General features: G+C 71.2%; 12 protein-coding genes. 2 read left to right on the top strand and 10 right to left on the bottom strand.

Annotation, left to right across the window (positions count from 1 at the left end):
* The first annotated feature begins 3 nt into the window (after positions 1 to 3).
* Together ACIGQF_RS06940 and ACIGQF_RS06935 are read left to right on the top strand one after the other, a co-directional pair.
* Positions 4 to 2,427: a glycoside hydrolase family 65 protein gene (locus tag ACIGQF_RS06940; RefSeq protein WP_399706498.1), complete on the top strand. Its 2,424-nt coding sequence runs from the start codon at positions 4 to 6 to the stop codon at positions 2,425 to 2,427.
* Between the two features lie 631 nt (positions 2,428 to 3,058).
* Entirely contained in the window at positions 3,059 to 3,976 is a 918-nt protein-coding gene (locus tag ACIGQF_RS06935; protein WP_399707606.1) for a universal stress protein, read from the top strand.
* Positions 3,977 to 4,350: 374 nt separating this feature from the next.
* Here ACIGQF_RS06935 and ACIGQF_RS06930 read toward each other — a convergent pair whose 3' ends face one another.
* The 10 genes from ACIGQF_RS06930 to ACIGQF_RS06885 all read right to left on the bottom strand — a co-directional run bounded on the left by ACIGQF_RS06930 (position 4,351) and on the right by ACIGQF_RS06885 (position 15,736).
* A complete protein-coding gene (locus tag ACIGQF_RS06930; protein WP_399706495.1) occupies positions 4,351 to 5,007 on the bottom strand; it encodes a potassium channel family protein in 657 nt (218 codons plus the stop codon).
* The gene (locus tag ACIGQF_RS06925; RefSeq protein WP_399706494.1) at positions 5,004 to 5,663 is read right to left on the bottom strand and encodes a potassium channel family protein; all 660 of its coding nucleotides are present in this window, start codon (positions 5,661 to 5,663) and stop codon (positions 5,004 to 5,006) included. Before ACIGQF_RS06925 ends, ACIGQF_RS06930 begins: the two co-directional genes overlap by 4 nt.
* Complete coding sequence (locus ACIGQF_RS06920) at positions 5,660 to 8,416, bottom strand: cation-translocating P-type ATPase (RefSeq protein ID WP_399706491.1); 2,757 nt, start codon at positions 8,414 to 8,416, stop codon at positions 5,660 to 5,662. Before ACIGQF_RS06920 ends, ACIGQF_RS06925 begins: the two co-directional genes overlap by 4 nt.
* A gap of 65 nt (positions 8,417 to 8,481) precedes the next feature.
* A complete protein-coding gene (locus ACIGQF_RS06915; RefSeq protein ID WP_399706487.1) occupies positions 8,482 to 9,111 on the bottom strand; it encodes a V-type ATP synthase subunit D in 630 nt (209 codons plus the stop codon).
* 3 nt (positions 9,112 to 9,114) lie between these two features.
* A complete protein-coding gene (locus tag ACIGQF_RS06910) occupies positions 9,115 to 10,500 on the bottom strand; it encodes a V-type ATP synthase subunit B (protein WP_399706485.1) in 1,386 nt (461 codons plus the stop codon).
* Entirely contained in the window at positions 10,497 to 12,251 is a 1,755-nt protein-coding gene (locus ACIGQF_RS06905) for a V-type ATP synthase subunit A (RefSeq protein ID WP_399706482.1), read from the bottom strand. The genes ACIGQF_RS06910 and ACIGQF_RS06905 overlap by 4 nt, the downstream gene beginning before the upstream one ends.
* Positions 12,239 to 12,766, bottom strand: coding sequence for a hypothetical protein (locus tag ACIGQF_RS06900; protein ID WP_399706480.1), 528 nt, complete (start codon positions 12,764 to 12,766; stop codon positions 12,239 to 12,241). Before ACIGQF_RS06900 ends, ACIGQF_RS06905 begins: the two co-directional genes overlap by 13 nt.
* Positions 12,767 to 12,986: 220 nt before the next feature.
* Positions 12,987 to 13,421 (bottom strand): ATP synthase subunit C, encoded by a 435-nt coding sequence (locus ACIGQF_RS06895; RefSeq protein ID WP_399706478.1) that lies wholly within the window; start codon positions 13,419 to 13,421, stop codon positions 12,987 to 12,989.
* Between the two features lie 4 nt (positions 13,422 to 13,425).
* On the bottom strand, positions 13,426 to 14,814 hold the full coding sequence (locus ACIGQF_RS06890) for a V-type ATPase 116kDa subunit family protein (RefSeq protein ID WP_399706475.1): 1,389 nt from the start codon (positions 14,812 to 14,814) through the stop codon (positions 13,426 to 13,428).
* A gap of 37 nt (positions 14,815 to 14,851) precedes the next feature.
* Positions 14,852 to 15,736 (bottom strand): hypothetical protein, encoded by an 885-nt coding sequence (locus ACIGQF_RS06885; RefSeq protein ID WP_399706474.1) that lies wholly within the window; start codon positions 15,734 to 15,736, stop codon positions 14,852 to 14,854.
* Positions 15,737 to 15,759: the final 23 nt, after the last annotated feature.

Below are 15,759 nucleotides of genomic sequence, written 5' to 3'. Positions count from 1 at the left end.
GCGATGGCGGGCTGGACGTGGGAGTACGAAGGATACGACCCACAGGAGGAGCGGCTGCGCGAAGCGCTGTGCACGCTCGGCAACGGTTACTTCGCCACGCGGGGCGCCGCCCCCGAAACTTCCGCCGGACCGGTCCACTACCCGGGAACGTACGCCGCGGGCTGCTACAACCGGCTGCTGTCGGACGTGGCCGGCCGGCAGGTGGAGAACGAGGACCTGGTCAACCTGCCGAACTGGCTGCCCCTGCGCTTCCGTGTCCGCGGCGACGCGCACGCCCTACCGTGGTTCACGCCGGACGACGGCTCCCTGTTGGCGCACCGGCAGGTCCTTGACCTGCGTGGCGGCACTCTTACCAGGCATCTGAGAGTACGTGTCGACGGCGGGCCCGGGAGGGAGCTGCGCGTGGTCCAGAAGCGCCTGGTCCACATGGGGGATCCTCATGTCGCCGCGCTGCGCACGGAGTTCACCGCGATCGGCTGGTCCGGTGCGCTGGAGATCGAATCCGCGCTCGACGGGGATGTGACCAACGCCGGTGTGAACCGTTACCGCGATCTCGCCGGAAGCCATCTCACCCGCCTGCACACCGGCATGATCGACCCCAGTACCTGCTGGCTGCGCTGTCGCACCGTGACCTCGGACGTGCGCATCGCCCTGGCCGCCCGGACCCGGGTGACGGTCGGCGGGCCCGCAGCATCACACCCGCTGCGGGAGCCCAGCCGCGCAGGTCAGTGGCTGACGGTGGACGTGACCGACGGTATGCCGCTGGTGGTGGAGAAGACCGTGGCTCTGTACACCTCCCGTGACCCGGCCATCAGCGACCCCTCGCTGGCCGCGCTCGACAATGTGCAGCGAGCCGCGGACTTCCCCGGCCTGCTGGCGACGCACCACGCCGCCTGGCAGCGGCTGTGGCGGCGGGCCGAGCTGCAGGTGCCGGGCCAGGCCGGTGACATCCTGCGGCTGCACACCTTCCATCTGCTGCAGACACTGTCGCCGCACACCGCGGAGCTGGACGTCGGTGTGCCGGCCCGGGGGCTGCACGGCGAGGCGTACCGGGGACACGTCTTCTGGGACGAGCTGTTCGTCCTGCCCTACCTCAACCTCCACTTTCCCGAGGTCTCCCGTGCCCTGCTGGACTACCGCTACCGGCGGCTGCCGCAGGCCTGCCGGGCAGCGGTTGCGGCCGGGCGGGCCGGTGCGATGTACCCCTGGCAGAGCGGCAGCGACGGCCGGGAGGAAACACAGGTGCTGCATCTCAATCCGCGCTCCGGCCGCTGGCTCCCGGACCACTCCCGGCTCCAGCACCATGTGGGGTCGGCCGTGGCGTACAACGTCTGGCGGTACTGCGAGGCCGCCGGTGACACGGCGTACCTGCACACCAGGGGAGCGGAGATGGTGTTGCAGGTCGCCCGCTTCTGGTCGAGTGCCGCTACGTACGACCCGGCGCTGGACCGTTACCGCATCCGGGGTGTGGTCGGTCCTGATGAGTACCACGACGGGTATCCGGGCGCGGCCTACCCGGGTCTGAACGACAACGCGTACACGAATGTCACCGCGGCGTGGGTGCTTGCCCGTGGGGTCGAACTGACCCAGCTCCTCCCGACTCCCCGACGACGGGAGCTGCTGGAGCAACTGGAAATCGACGCCGGCGAACTCGACCGCTGGCGGGAGATTTCCCGCCGGCTCCATGTGCCCTTCCACGCCGATGTGGTGAGTCAGTTCGAGGGGTACGGCGACCTGGCCGAAATCGACTGGGCGGCGTATCGCGCGCGCTACGGCGACATCCGGCGGCTGGACCGCATCCTGGAGGACGAGAACGACACACCCAACCGCTACCAGATCTCCAAGCAGGCGGACGTCCTGATGCTGGGGTACCTGTTCTCCCCTGCGGAGCTGACGGCGCTCTTCCAGCAACTCGGTCACATCATGAACGAAGACCTGTGGCGGTCCACCGTCGACTACTACCTCCGGCGGACCGCCCACGGCTCGACACTGAGCAGCCTCGTGCACGGCTGGGTCCTGACCCGGGCCGGACGGCAGGACGCCTGGGAGCACTGCCTGGAGACGCTGAAGGGCGACGTGGCCGACACGCAGGGCGGCACCACCGCCGAAGGCATCCACCTTGGCGCGATGGCCGGCACGCTGGATCTCGTGCAGCGGGGACTGACCGGCCTGGAGACGCGTGAGGACGCCCTGCGGTTCGACCCCGCCCCGCTCCCGGAACTCTCGGACTTCGGTTACCGGCTGCGGTACCGGGGCCACTGGGACATCGGGGTGAGAGTGGGCGGCGGAAGGCTGCTCGTCACCGTACCGGTCTCGGAGCAACGCCCGGTACCTGTCGTATGCGCGGGACAATCGATGAAGGTGTCGCCGGGGGAGACGCGGGAGTGCGTCCTGGATGTGCCGTCCGGTGATTGCTCCGCACCGTAGTGAGGTGGTATCGCTGATCCGGTGCCGACGTACGCTCCTCAACGCTTGTGCTTGGACCTCCTGCGTATCCAGCCTGGTGGCGTGTCCGGGGACGCGAGCCGTCGCTGCGGTGAGCGGCCCCGGTCGTGCAACGAGCGGCCATTGGCGCTGCCGCGCCGATTCCGACCGACCCACCTGCTGCATTCGACGCGGCATCACCCACTGTCGGTGCTGCATGGGCGGTTGATCCTCCGGTAACGGCGCAACCTCAACGCCGGCGGCGGGAGTGAGGGACTGCCAGGAGGAGTTGAAGACAGCGTGCCGCGTTCCTTGGCACCCCACACGCGTATCCGAACCGTAAATCCGATACTGGGGCCGTAGGCCTCCACCGCGCATTCACGTAGGAGGCCGACGCAGGCTCCTCTCTGCACATACCGCTTGCCTTCTCCGATCCAAGCTTGACTCGGGACATCACCCGGGTCGGCTACCTCCCCCCCGAGAATCTGACGGCAGGCTCTCAGCCGCGGGCCGGTCGGCCCCGGCCGTGACCGACCGGCCCGCTGTCGCTGTGCGCCGACGGACGGAAGATGGAGAGGGAGACGTACACAGCACACAGCGACGCGTGATCGATGCCCTTCTCGTTGCGGAGGCGATGGCCGTGCCGGATTGCATAGTTGCCGGACTGGACGGCTCGAGGGAAAGCCTGGCTGCCGCGGACTGGGCGGCGAGGGAGGCCCGGCGGCGCGGTTTGCCTCTGCGCCTGGTCCACGCCTGGGAAGGGCTCACGGCCGCCGGCTCCGACCCGGACCTCCCGGAGCTCGCCGTCCCTCGACGCTGGGCCCACCAAATCCTGTGCGAAGCCGCCGATGCGGTGGCCCAGCGCTACCCGGAGGTGTGTGTCACCTGCGAGCAGGTCGGCAGCGTTCCCGCTGAGGCGATGCGCGAGGCGGCCGAGCACGCGGAGGTGCTGGTACTCGGCTCCCGAGGGCTGGGAGGTGTGGCCGGCGTCCTGGTCGGTTCGGTGGCGCTGGCGACCGTTGCGCGTGCCAGGCGACCCGTGGTGCTGGTGCGAGCAGGCGAGGAGGCCGAGGACGAGCGGCTGCCGGCGAGCGGCGGGCAGCAGATCAAGGACACTCCGTACCGAGAGGTACTGCTCGCGCTCGACCCGAACTCCGCGTGCGACGCACCGCTCTCGTTCGCCTTCGATGCCGCGGTACGGCGCCGGGCACCGCTGCGCGTACTGCACGTCTGGAACCCGCCGGTGGGGTACGGCGACCTGCCGGCCACCGCCTACGCGCTCGGTATCGACCCCGAGTTGGAGACACGGGCACGACGGGCGGTGGCGGCAGTACTGCATCCATGGCGGGACAAACTCCCGGAACAGCCGGTGATCGAGACGGTGACGATGGGGCGGGCCGCGAGCAGCGTCCCGGTGGCCGCGCGCCGTGCCGGTCTGGTGGTGGTCGGCCGCCGCATCCGGCACGCGGTCGTCGGCGCGCACATCGGGTCTGTCACCCACGCGGTCATCCACCGTGTGCACTGCCCGGTCGCGGTCGTGCCGCACGAATGAGCAATGCCGCAGAGCGCGCCGTGGCTCGGGCACACCATAACCGCTCGCGGCTCTTCCGCCGGTAGCGGCCCACTCGCTCCCGCTCGCCGTGCGCGGTTGTCCGGAGCCCGGCCGACGGCCGGAATCCCGTCCCCGCCGTCCGTCGGCCGGGCGGCCCCGGTTTCGCCATGGCCGGGGCCATCCCCGTGGCCGTTGCCTCACGCCCACTCGCTGTCCGCTGTCGCGGGCCGCGCGGCAACCAGCGTGCGACGGAACGGCCGATGGGACTGTGGGCCGTCCGGACCACATTTTCGGGACGTACGGCCCTGCCCCCTGTCGTGAAGCCACGGGACACTCGCGGGTACGGGCGAACCCTGGCCGCCAAGGGCGCCTCCTCACTGGAACACCGCCCGTACCTCGTCCTCGGTGGCGCTGTGCGACACGATGAGGACCTCGTCACCGGTGGTCAGTTCGAGGTCCGGTGACGGAGCGGTGGGTCGGCCGTCCCGGATAATCGCGGCGATGACGGTGCCGGCGGGCACCGGGAGGTCGGCGAGGGTGCGTCCGACGGCGCGGGACCGGGCGGAGATGCTGGTCTCTATGACGTTGACCCCGGCCCGGCTGAGGCGCAGGAGCGGGATCGTGTCGATCGCGCTGGTGGCCTCCTCGATGAGGGAGACGAGCGGAGCCGCGGCCGGGACAGCGGTGTCCACTCCCCATTGTTGGTCGAAGAGCCAGGTGTTCTCGGTGTCGTTGACGCGTGCGACGACCCGGTCGACGGCGAACTGCCGTTTGGCGAGGAGGCTGATGACGAGGTTGTCCTCGTCCCCTCCGGTGGTGGCGATCACGAGGTCGGCCGTCAGCGCGCCGGCCCGCTCCAGTACGGCCGGTTCGCAGGCGTCGCCGGCTTCCACCCGGGCGGGAAGCATGTCGCGCAGTTCGGCCGCGCGGTCGTCGTCGCGCTCGATGAGGGTGACATCGTTGTGGCCGGAGCCGAGGACCTGGGCGATCTGGGTGCCGAGCCGGCCGGCTCCGGCGATGAGGACCTTCATGTGCCGAGCTCCTTGTCCAGGAAGCCGCGCAGCCGATTCAGGGCCTCGGCGGCGACCACGAAGGTAACCAGGTCATCGGCGTCCGCCCGGGTGGTGCGGGTGGGAATGAACGACCGTCCGCCGCGCGTCACCTCGGCCACACGTATCTCTCCGTCGACTTCCAGTTCGCCGAGTGGACGGCCGGTGAGGTACTCCGGGAGCTGCGAGCGGAGCAGCAGAGTCTCGCCGTTGCCGAAGCCGACTTCGGGGGCCAGATGGCGGTGGAGGAGCATTTGGTGGAGCTGGTGTACGGTCCAGCGGACGCTGGCGATGGTGGTGATGCCGAGGCCGCGGTAGATGTCAGCACGGCGGGGGTCGTAGATGCGGGCCAGGACGATCGGTACGCGGTAGACCTCCTTGGCGGTCCGGGCGCTGACGATGTTGGTGTTGTCCCCGGAGGTGACGGCCACGAAGGCATCGGCGCGGCCGGTGCCCGCCGCGTCCAGGAGGGTACGGCTGTACGCGTTTCCGTGGAGGACCCGGCCGGTGAAGCCCGGCGGCAGCAGCCGCACCGTCTTGGGATCGCGGTCGATGATCCGTACGTCGTGTCCTTCGTGGACGAGGCGGACGGCGAGTGCGGAGCCGACGCGCCCGCAGCCCGCCACGATGACCCTCACCGGAGCACGCCCTCGTGCGCAGGGTATGCGGGCGACCTGTGGCGCAGCCACGCCTTGCGTGCCTCTTCGGCGAGCAGGAGCAGCAGCCCGAAGGCGAAGAGGACCGCCCAGTCCACGAGCGACAGGGGAGCGGTGTTGAAGACGGCCCGCAGGGGCGGGGCGTAGCTGATGGCGGCCATCAGCCCGAGGCCGAAGCAACCCGCCGCGAGAAGACGGGGGTTGCTGAGCAGCCCCGCTCGGAACACGCTCTGGCGGTCGGTGCGTATGGCGAAGGCGTTGAAGAACTGGCCGACCACGATCGACGCCTGTGTCATGGTGATCGCCTCCTGGTAGGCAGGGGTGTCCGCGGTGAATTCCGCGTACGGAATCCCCGAGGCGTGGATGTGCCAGAAGAACACCGTGCACGCACCGAGGGACTGGACGGCACCGAGGAAGAGGAAGCGCCGCACGAGAGCGGCGGAGAAGAGCCGTTCGCGCCGGGATCGTGGTGGCTGTGTCATGGTGTCGGGCTCGGGCGGCTCGGCACCGAGCGCCAAGGCGGGCAGCACATCGGAACCCAGATCGATCGCGAGGACCTGGAGAGCGGTGAGCGGGACGAGCGGGAAGCCGGCGAAGGTCGCGGCGAGTATGGGGGTGAGTTCGGCGATGTTGTGGCTGAAGAGGTAGGCGAGGAACTTCCGGATGTTGCGGTAGACCGACCTGCCCAGTTCGACGGCTGCGGTGATGGCGGCGAAGGAGTCGTCGAGCAGCACCATCGCGGCGGCTTCGCGGGCCACGTCGGTGCCACCGGCGCCCATGGCCACACCGATGTCCGCGTGCTTCAGCGCGGGGGCGTCGTTGGCACCGTCCCCGGTGACCGCGACGACTTCCCCGCCTGCTTGCAGTGCCGCGACGACACGCATCTTGTGTTCGGGGCTGGCGCGGCAGAGCAGCAGTTCCGAGGAGTCGACGAGGAGCGTGCCGAGCGCCGCGGTGTCCATGCGGTCCAAGGACGGTCCCGTCAGCACCACTGGCTCCGGGTCGCTCACGATGCCGACGCGACGGGCGATCGCCTCTGCCGTCAGTGGGTGGTCACCGGTCACCATGATGATGCGGATACCGGCGCTCCGGCAGGTGCGTACCGCGTGGGAGACCTCTTCGCGGGGCGGGTCGAGCATGCCGATCAGCCCGAGGAAGGTCAGTTTCGATTCGGCCTCCTCCTGGGTGCGCGGCATCGTGGCCGTCCGGCACCGGGCAGCGGCCAGGACCCGCAATCCCTGGGCGGCCAGGGCATCGGCGGCCGTGGTGACGGCCTGTCCCAACTGGCTGGTCAACGGCTGGTCGCCGCCCTTCCAGTCGATGTGGGTGCAGTGGCGCAGCAGCTCCTGCGGTGCGCCTTTGGCGTGCACGAGGTATCCGCCGTCGATGTCCTGGTGGACGGTGCTCATCAGCTTGCGCACCGGGTCGAAGGGGAACTCCGTGAGCCGCGGGGTGCTCGCCGCGGACGTGGCCATGTCGATCTCCGCCTTCGCCGCGGCCACGAGGATGGCGCCTTCCGTGGTGTCCCCGAGCACACGTGGACCGTCGTCGTCCGAGGCCGGCAGCAGCCGGGCGTTGGAGCACAGGGCGGCCACGCGCAGCAGTTCCCGAACCGGTTCCGGTTCGTCCACCGACCCGACAGGCGCGTACCCCACCCCGGTGACCGGATGCACCGACCCGTTCGCCCAGAGCCGGGTCACCGTCATCTCCGCCTGCGTCAGAGTTCCGGTCTTGTCCGTACAGATCACGGTCGTGGACCCGAGAGCCTCCACGGCGAGCAGCTGCTTGATGAGGACCTGGCGGCGCGCCATGCGCCGTACGCCGATGGCCAGGGAGACCGAGAGCGTCGCGGGCAGGCCCTCGGGCACCATGGCGACCATCACCCCGAGGGCGAAGACGAACGTGGGCACCAGAGGCGCTCCGGTCTGCCAGCGGACGAGGAGCAGGGCGGCACCGATGGTCAGGGCGAGCCCCGCCACCCGCCGGGCCATCGCGGCCACCTCGCGCTGCAGCGGAGTCCTCTGCTGCGGGACCTCGTCCGCGAGCCGGAAGATCCTGCCGAACTCGGTGGCTGCTCCGGTGGCATAGACCAGGGCCTTGCCGGATCCGGCGAGCACGGTGGTACCCATGAAGACGCCGTTCCGTGCCCGCAGCGCCGTGTCCTCATGGGTCGCGTCGGCCACTCGGCCGACGGCGGTGCTCTCACCGGTCAGCGGGGCGTTGTCCACCAGGACGCCGTGCGCCTCGACCAGCCGGCAGTCCGCCGACACCGCGTCCCCCGCTTCGAGCACGACGAGGTCACCGGGCACCAGGCTGCCGGTCGGCACGTCCTGGCGTTGCCCGTCCCGCAGTACCCGGCAGGTGTGCGGCACCATGGCCTGTAACGCCTGCGCGGTACGTTCGGCGGAGTACTCCTGTACGAAGCCGATCACCGCGTTGAGCACCACCACGCCGAGGATCGCGGCGGCGAGCTGTAGGTTCCCGGCTTCGCGCGGCTCCTGCACCGCGTAGGCCAGGAAGGTCAGGCCCGACGCGACGAGCAGTACCAGTGCGAACAGATCGGTGAACTGGGCCAGGAAGCGTCGCCAGATGCGCCGTCTACGGGGACGGGGAAGCTCGTTGCTGCCGAACTTTAGCTGTCTCTCCTGCACTTGTGACGAGGACAGTCCGCGGGGTGAAGCGCCGAGCGCGGAGAAGACTTCCTGCGGGTGCAGAGTCTGGACCGGTGTCGGCACCGCCGTCTCCGTACCGCCGCCCGGCTCATGCCCACCGTGCGGTGGCGCCTCCTGCCCGGCGCCCCTCACCGACCTTCTCCGGGCGTCCGCGCGGCAGCGGCGGACCAGCGCCGTCGTACCGCGTCCTCGTGCTCCCCCTGTTCCAAAGCCAGTTCGGTACGGGCCAGTGCTGCCTCCAGCCGGGGAATCCAGTGGCGTCGCAGGGCCCGGACACGCTGCCGGGTGGCGCGTACCTCGGCGCCGACGGTCTCGGCCGCGGCCCGTGCGACAGCGTGCTCGGCGGCGGCGCGCACAGCTGTCGCGTAGGCGGCCCGCGCGTGGATGAGCGCGGTGTTGCCGGGAACGGAGGAGCTGTCCTGGAGCGGAGGCACCACGCATACGGCGGAAGCGGGGTGGCGTACTCCCATGGTCGAGGTCCAGGTGATCCGGAGCTCGGCGGGGGCTTCCGGGACGGCTGCCGAGAGCGCCTCCTGTCCGCCGAGGAGGAGCCCGCGCAGCAGCCAGGTCTCGGCCTGCCCGATCCGCTGCCGCCACACTTCTCCGGTCTCCTGCTCAACGCGCAGCAGTTCCTCGTGCCGGGCCCGCAGGATGCTCAGCTTCCGGTCGAGGAGGCCGGCACCGCGCACGGCGACGTCCAGGCTGTGGCGCAGCCTCAGCCTGCCCGCGCGCCCAGGAGGTGTCCTCAGCGCGGCCATCGGTCACTCCTCCCGGGGCACACCATGTGTGTCCATCAACGCCTCCGGCAGCATTGCCAGCTGACTCCGCGACAGCGTCCGCAGCACCTCCCAGGCCCGGTCGAACGTAGCGTCCAGCGTGCGTGCCTCGTCCTGGCGCTGATGGACGAAGCGCCGCAGGAACGCCTCGTCGAAGGCGAGGTGGCGCCGGTCGGCCGGACTGAGTGCGGCGTGCCCCACCAGATCGGCGAGCTCGCGGACCTGGCGCGCCCGGGCCAGGGCGGCGAGCAGCTGCGCCGCGACGTCGAGATGGTCCTCGCGGGTACGGCCCGGTCCCGCGCCCCTGCGCATCAGCCGGGAGAGCGACGACAGAGCGTCCACCGGCGGATACACCCCCCGGGAGTGCGTCTCGTGGGAGAGCACGACCTGTCCCTCCGTGATGTAGCCGGTCAGGTCCGGCACGGGGTGGGTGATGTCGCCGGCCGGCATGGTCAGCAGCGGCAGCACGGTCACGGAGCCGGGCAGTCCCTCGATCCGCCCGCAGCGCTCGTACAACGAGGCCAGATCGCTGTAGAGATAGCCGGGGTAGGCGCGGCGGGCGGGAATCTCTCCGCGCGCCGCGGACACTTCGCGCAGCGCCTCGGCATAGCTCGTCATGTCGGTCATCACCACGAGGACATGCCGCCCACCGGAGAAGGCGAGGTGCTCGGCGACGGTCAGTGCGATCCGGGGCGTGAGAATGCGTTCGATCACCGGGTCGTCGGCGGCGTTGAGCAGCAGTACCAGTTCGCCACTGGCGGCGCGTTCCTCCAGCGCGTCGCGTACGAAGTCGGTGTCGGCGTGGGTGAGGCCCATGGCGGCGAAGACGACGCAGAAGGGTTCGCCGCCGGCAGTGGACTGGGCGGCGATCTGGGCCGCCAGCTCCAGGTGCGGCAGTCCGGCGACGGAGAAGACCGGCAGTTTCTGGCCGCGGACGAGCGTCGTGAGCGCGTCGACGGCACTCACTCCTGTCAGCACGGGGTCGGCGGGCGGCTCGCGGCGCAGCGGATTGATCGGGTCGCCCGTGACTGCTGAGGTGGTGGCGCCGAACACCGGAGGGCCTCCGTCCAGCGGTTCTCCGCGGCCGTTGCAGGTCCGTCCCAGCCAGCCGTCTCCCACGGGTATGCGCAGGGGGGCACCGGTGAAGGCGGCCCTGACGTCCTCAAGTGCCATGCCGGAAGTGCCCTCCAGCACCTGTACGACGGCGGTGCCGCGGTCCACGTCGAGGACGACTCCGTGGCGTTGCCCGCCGGTGCCGGTCCTGAGGACCACGTACTCGTCCCATCCCACCCCTTGGACGCTGTCGAGCACGACGAGCGGGCCGCGCAGCTCCCTGACCGCGCTGTACTCGACGCGGGGCCAGCCGGTCACGACGTCTCCCGGAGCCGGGCCAGCATCTCGTCGCGCAGCCGCGCCACCGTCGGGACGTCCTGCGGCCCGGCGGCTTCGCGGGCACGGAGCAGCGGTCCGAAATCGATGTCCTCCACGGTGGCCGCGGGCACCCCGTTCGCCACCAGTTCCCGGCAGCGGCCGACGACGGCCAGCACGGCGTCCGCCAGCGCCGCGGCCTTGCCGGTGCTGCAGTGGGCGTCGTGCGCGGACAGGGCGCTCTGCTGCAGGACGCCTTCACGTACCAGCCGCCCGCCGAGCACGCTGATCCGCTCCTGGCCGGGCAGGGCGGTGATGCCGACCAGGTCGACGAGATCGGCGAGCCGGTCGGCCTCGGCCAGCAGTCCGGTGATTGCGGCGGTACGAGCGGTCCACGCGGCAGCGTCCTCCGCCGTCTGCCGCGCACCGAGCGCACCGGCATCACGGGAGAAGGACCCGGCCCAGGACACAGCGGGATAGTGACGTGCGTAGGCGAGTTCGCGGTCCAGCGTCCACAGGCAGCGCACGAAGCGCTGGGTGTGGGCCGTCACCGGCTCGGTCATGTCGCCTCCGGGCGGCGAGACCGCGCCGATCATCGTGATCGACCCATGCCGCCCGCCGAGCGTGGTGACGGCTCCCGCGCGTTCGTAGAACGCGGCGATCGCCGAGGCGAGGCCCGCCGGATAGCCTTCCTCGGCGGGCAGCGCGCCGGTGCGGGACGCGAACTCCCGGAGCGCTTCGGCCCAGCGTGAGGTGGAGTCGGCGATCAGGACCACGTCCAGACCCATGTCGCGGAAGTACTCCGCGACCGTGGCGCCGGTGTGGATGCCGGCTTCCCGGGCCATCATCGGCATGTTGGAGGTGTTGGCGACGGTCACCGTGCGCCGGCTGAGCGGTTCGCCGGTACGCGGGTCGGTGAGCGAGGCGAACTCCTCCAGCACGTCCGCCATTTCGTTGCCGCGCTCGCCGCAGCCGACGTAGACGATGACGTCGGCGTCGCACCACTTCGCCAGCTGCTGCAGCAGGACCGTCTTGCCGGTGCCGAAACCACCGGGAACGGCCACCGTGCTGCCGAGCCCGACGGGGAAGAGCAGGTCGATCACCCGCTGTCCGGTGTGCAACGGTGCGTCGAGGACGAGGCGCTCACGCACCGGACGCGGAGTGCGGACCGGCCAGCTCGCAGCCATCCGTACTTCGGTGCCCGCCACCACGGCGAGGGAATCGTCCTCGCGGTACCGGCCCGCAGGGGCGATGCGTTCCACCCGGCCGCTGACGCCCGGAGGTACCAGGACGCGCAGCGGCACCGGTCCCGTGTCCTCCAGCTCACCGAGGCTTTCCCCTTGGCCGACCTGCGCTCCGGCCTGGATCCCCGGTACGAACCGCCAGGTGGCCGCCGTCCGCCCGAGTGGCCCTCCCCCCTCGACCGGTCCGGGGAGGAGCCGTGCCCCCGCGCCGGACAGTGGACGCAGCAACCCGTCGAAGATCCCTCCGAGGAGTCCCGGGCCCAGTCGAGCGGAGAGCGGGCGCCCTAGCGGCCGTACCACCTGTCCGGGGGACAAGCCCCCGGTGTACTCGTACGCCTGAGCGGTGAAGCTGCCGCTGCCGATGGCCACCACCTCACCGGGGAGCTGCCCGTCCCCGAGCGCGACCAGGTCGTTCATGGCGATGCCGCCCCCGTACTCGGCCTCGACCAGAGGGCCCGACACGCGCAGCAGCCGGCCGGCGGCTCGTCCGTCGTCCGTCACGGCGTCCATAGGCTCTCCACCTCCGCGCTGTTCCGCTCCACGAGGTGCCGGGCCAGGGCATCGAGCGTACAGTCGACGCGGCGTCCGCTCGCCTCTCCGATCACACCACCGCCGGGGTCCTCCGTGATGCGGATGCCCAGACCCAGCACACTGCGGGCATGTACTCCCAACCGCCACTGGACCATCGGGTGCTCGCGACGGTGCCGGAGTTCCCGTACGCCGCTGACCACTTGGCGGCACAGTTCCTCCCACGCCTCCCGGCGAGCGGCGAGTACGGCGCAGCGAAGGGAGCGGCGGGTGCGCAGCCGCTCGGCCGACCGTACGGCCGCCGCATCCGCCTCGCCCTGCCGGCGGGCCTCCTCAAGAAGCGCGGCCGCCTCGTCCCTCGCGTCGGCGAGCAGCCTCCCCGCCTCCCGGCCCGCTTCCGCCAGCACCGCTTCGGCGTCCGCGCGCGCCGCGCGGAGAAGCTCGGCCCGCACGGGTGCCAGCGCGTCCTCGGCCTGCTCCGGTGTGGGCTGCCTCATGACGGCATCACCACGCGGAACGGGACCTCTGCGACGGGCAGCAGGCCATCCAGAGCAGCGGCGGCTGCCGGTGTGAGCAGCACCAATTCCACTTCCCCGGGCAGACTCCGCCAAGCCGCGTGCACCGCGTCCGCGGTCTCCGCGGTGAGAACTCGGACACCCGCCAGAGCCATTCCTTGGACGCGTGTCTCCTCACCGATGGCAGCGATACGGGACACGGTCACGCCTTCCCTAGGAGGATGACGGCCACCACCAAGCCGTAGATGGCGATGCCTTCGGCCAGGCCGACGATGACCATGGCCCGGCCGAAGAGATCGGGCCGCTCACTCATCACGGCCAAGGCCGCCGCCCCGGTGTAGGCAACGGCGATGGCGGCACCGATCGACGCACCCGCCACCGCGATGGCGGCCCCGATCAGCGCGGCCGCACCGGAACCGCCCTGCTGGGCGGCTGCGGCCACCGGGCCCGAAGACGCATGAGCGGGTGTGCCGTCGCCGGTCAACGCCACGAGGAACAGCGCCAGGGCGCCCACGAGAAGCGCGGCATCCGCACCGAGCAGCACGCGCACGCCGACTCGGCAGTGCCTGCGGGAGAGCCGGCGGGCAGCGGCCCACACCACCAGCAGTACAGGGAGGGCGAGGAGCCATGTGGTCACGTTGTCACCTCCGAACGGTGAGCGCGGACGTGCTCCCGGAAGGCGGGTTGTCGTACTCCCGGGTGGGGATGTGCCACGGTTCGAAGGGCCGTCCCTGCACGTCGAAGACACGGGAGAAGAGCTCGTAGAACGTCAGACGCAGCGCTTGGACACCGGCCACCAGCCCTTCCAGTGCGAAGGCGAGGGCGTTGCCGACGGTGAAGAGGACGACCGCGGCGGCCGTGGCGAGGACGCCGCGGCCGCCCAGGGCCGTCGTGCCCTGCCAGACGACGGCGCCGAGCGCGGCGTGGGTGAGTCCGAAGGCGGCAATACGCGTGAAGGAGACGGTGTTCGAAAATATTCGCACGACGATATCGAAGAGCTGCACAGCCGTCTGGACGACGCCGCCGGTGCCTCCGTCCGTAGCGGTGAAGAGTCCGGTGCCGGCCAGCAGAAGTCCGGTGAGCCCCGCAGCGGCACCGACCGCAACAAGGACAACGCTGCCGAGCATCACTCCCGCGGCGCACAGCAGCAGCCCTAGGTACGAAGCAGCCCCCGCGATGCCGGAGACCGCGTAGAGCGCGCGTCCCGGGCCGCTCTCCCGCCAGCGGTTCACCGTTCCCACGCCGTAGGCCACCGTCAGCAGCAGAGCCCCGAAGGCGACCGCGGAGGCGAGCAGCGTCATCGCGTCCTCCAAGGGGGACAACCAGAGGACCGGCAGCACCCCCGTGGGCCCAAAAAATTCGCCGTACGCCACACCGGCCAGCGTGCTCGCGAGCCCGGCACCGGCCACGAACGGCCACAGGGAGCGCAGTGGTGCCACCCTCCGCGGCCGGCCGAGGCGCAGCAACAGCGCCGCGAGCAGCAACAGCGTGCCGTGCCCGGCATCGCCGAACATGAGGCCGAACATGACGACGTAGGCGATCCCCGTGGGGACGGCGGGGTCCACGTCGTCGTAGGGGACCGTCCCGTAGGTGCGGACCAGGGGCGCGAAGGACCGGTGTACCGCACCGCCCGCGCGGAGCAGTGTCGGTGCCTCCACGTCCGTCGGCCTGCGCAACGGCACCACGGCACCGCCCACGCCCGCCAGGCACGCGGACAGTCCGGGAACGTCCGCCGCCGGACACCAGCCGACCAGCGCCACGACTGGACCGCGTTCGACCATCTCCGCACGGCGCTCCTCCAGCTCGGCCTCGCCCGCCAACAGGTCGAAGCGGCCGGCGTGCTCCAGCACATCGAGGTCGAGCGCGGTCGCGGTAAGAGCCGGACCGGCGGTGTCGGAGCGGAGCCGGCGTAACCGGCGCCCGGCGGGGCCGAGGACACCGTGGCCGGTGCCCTCCGGCCGGTCGGGTTCGACACAACCGGCGTCGGCCAGGCGCACGAGGACGCCACGCACCTGGGAACGGGGCGCCACTACGGCCACCCGCCACATGCGGGCCGGCGCCGGAAACTCAGCCCATGAGCGCATCGAAAACCTCTCGCCCCGCGCCCCCTCGCGCAGCTGACTCCAGGGCGGCCCGGATCCGCCACGCGTCGACGGACAGCACCAGCGCGGCCCCCACCACCGGCCCGATGTCCAACCCGGCACCGTGCAGCAACTCCGCACCGTGCTGCTCGGCACGCACCTGTCGGCCTGCCTCGGCCCGCCACAGGTCGGCCACCTCCTCGACGCCGTCCACGGCCCATCGCGCCGTGGCGGGGAGGTGGGAGCGGAACTCTCGGTACGAAGCCGCGTGTACGGAATGGTGGCCGAGCACACGTGCCGCGTGCCGCACCGCCGTGCCCTCCAGGGGGCGGCCGGCGACGAACACCTCACGGGCCACCAGCAGCGCCGCTTCGCCCGCCGCTTCCCGTACGGCCTGGGGGAGGTTCGCCGCCGTACGTGCGGCCAGCGAGAGCCGCATTTCCAGGCCGATGGCCGCGGGGGTGTCGGCTCCCGGGTCGCCCCACACGGTGGTCGCCAGCACGGCCCGCAGGGCAGTGGGGGAGGAGGCCCGTGACAGCCGGGGCCAGGCGGTCGCGAGCGCGCCGAGCCGGTAAGGCCGTTCCGGTGGTGCCCCGGCGAGCTCCCTGAGGTGTTGCTCCGCGTTGGCGATCTCGTACTGCGCGCACAACAGCCGCAGCGCGCTCGCGCCGGCCCGGGGCTGCCAACCCGCCAGGACGCGCAACTGCCACAACGAGGCGGCAGAGACACCACGTTGCGCCTCCGCCAACGTGCTGCCGACCTCGACACCACGCCGGTACGGTGTGTCGCCGAGTTCCCGCAGGGCGTCACCCAGCGATGGTGCGGAGGCCAGCTCTTGGGCGCCGGTGAGCCCCACCCGGCCCGCCGCCATGACACGTGCTCGTGTCGCTCCCG

Origin of the sequence: Streptomyces sp. NPDC053560 (genome assembly GCF_044544605.1) — a bacterium.
Lineage (GTDB): Bacteria > Actinomycetota > Actinomycetes > Streptomycetales > Streptomycetaceae > Streptomyces.
Note: the sequence above shows the minus strand (reverse complement) of the source record. Positions and strands in the feature narration are given on the sequence as shown.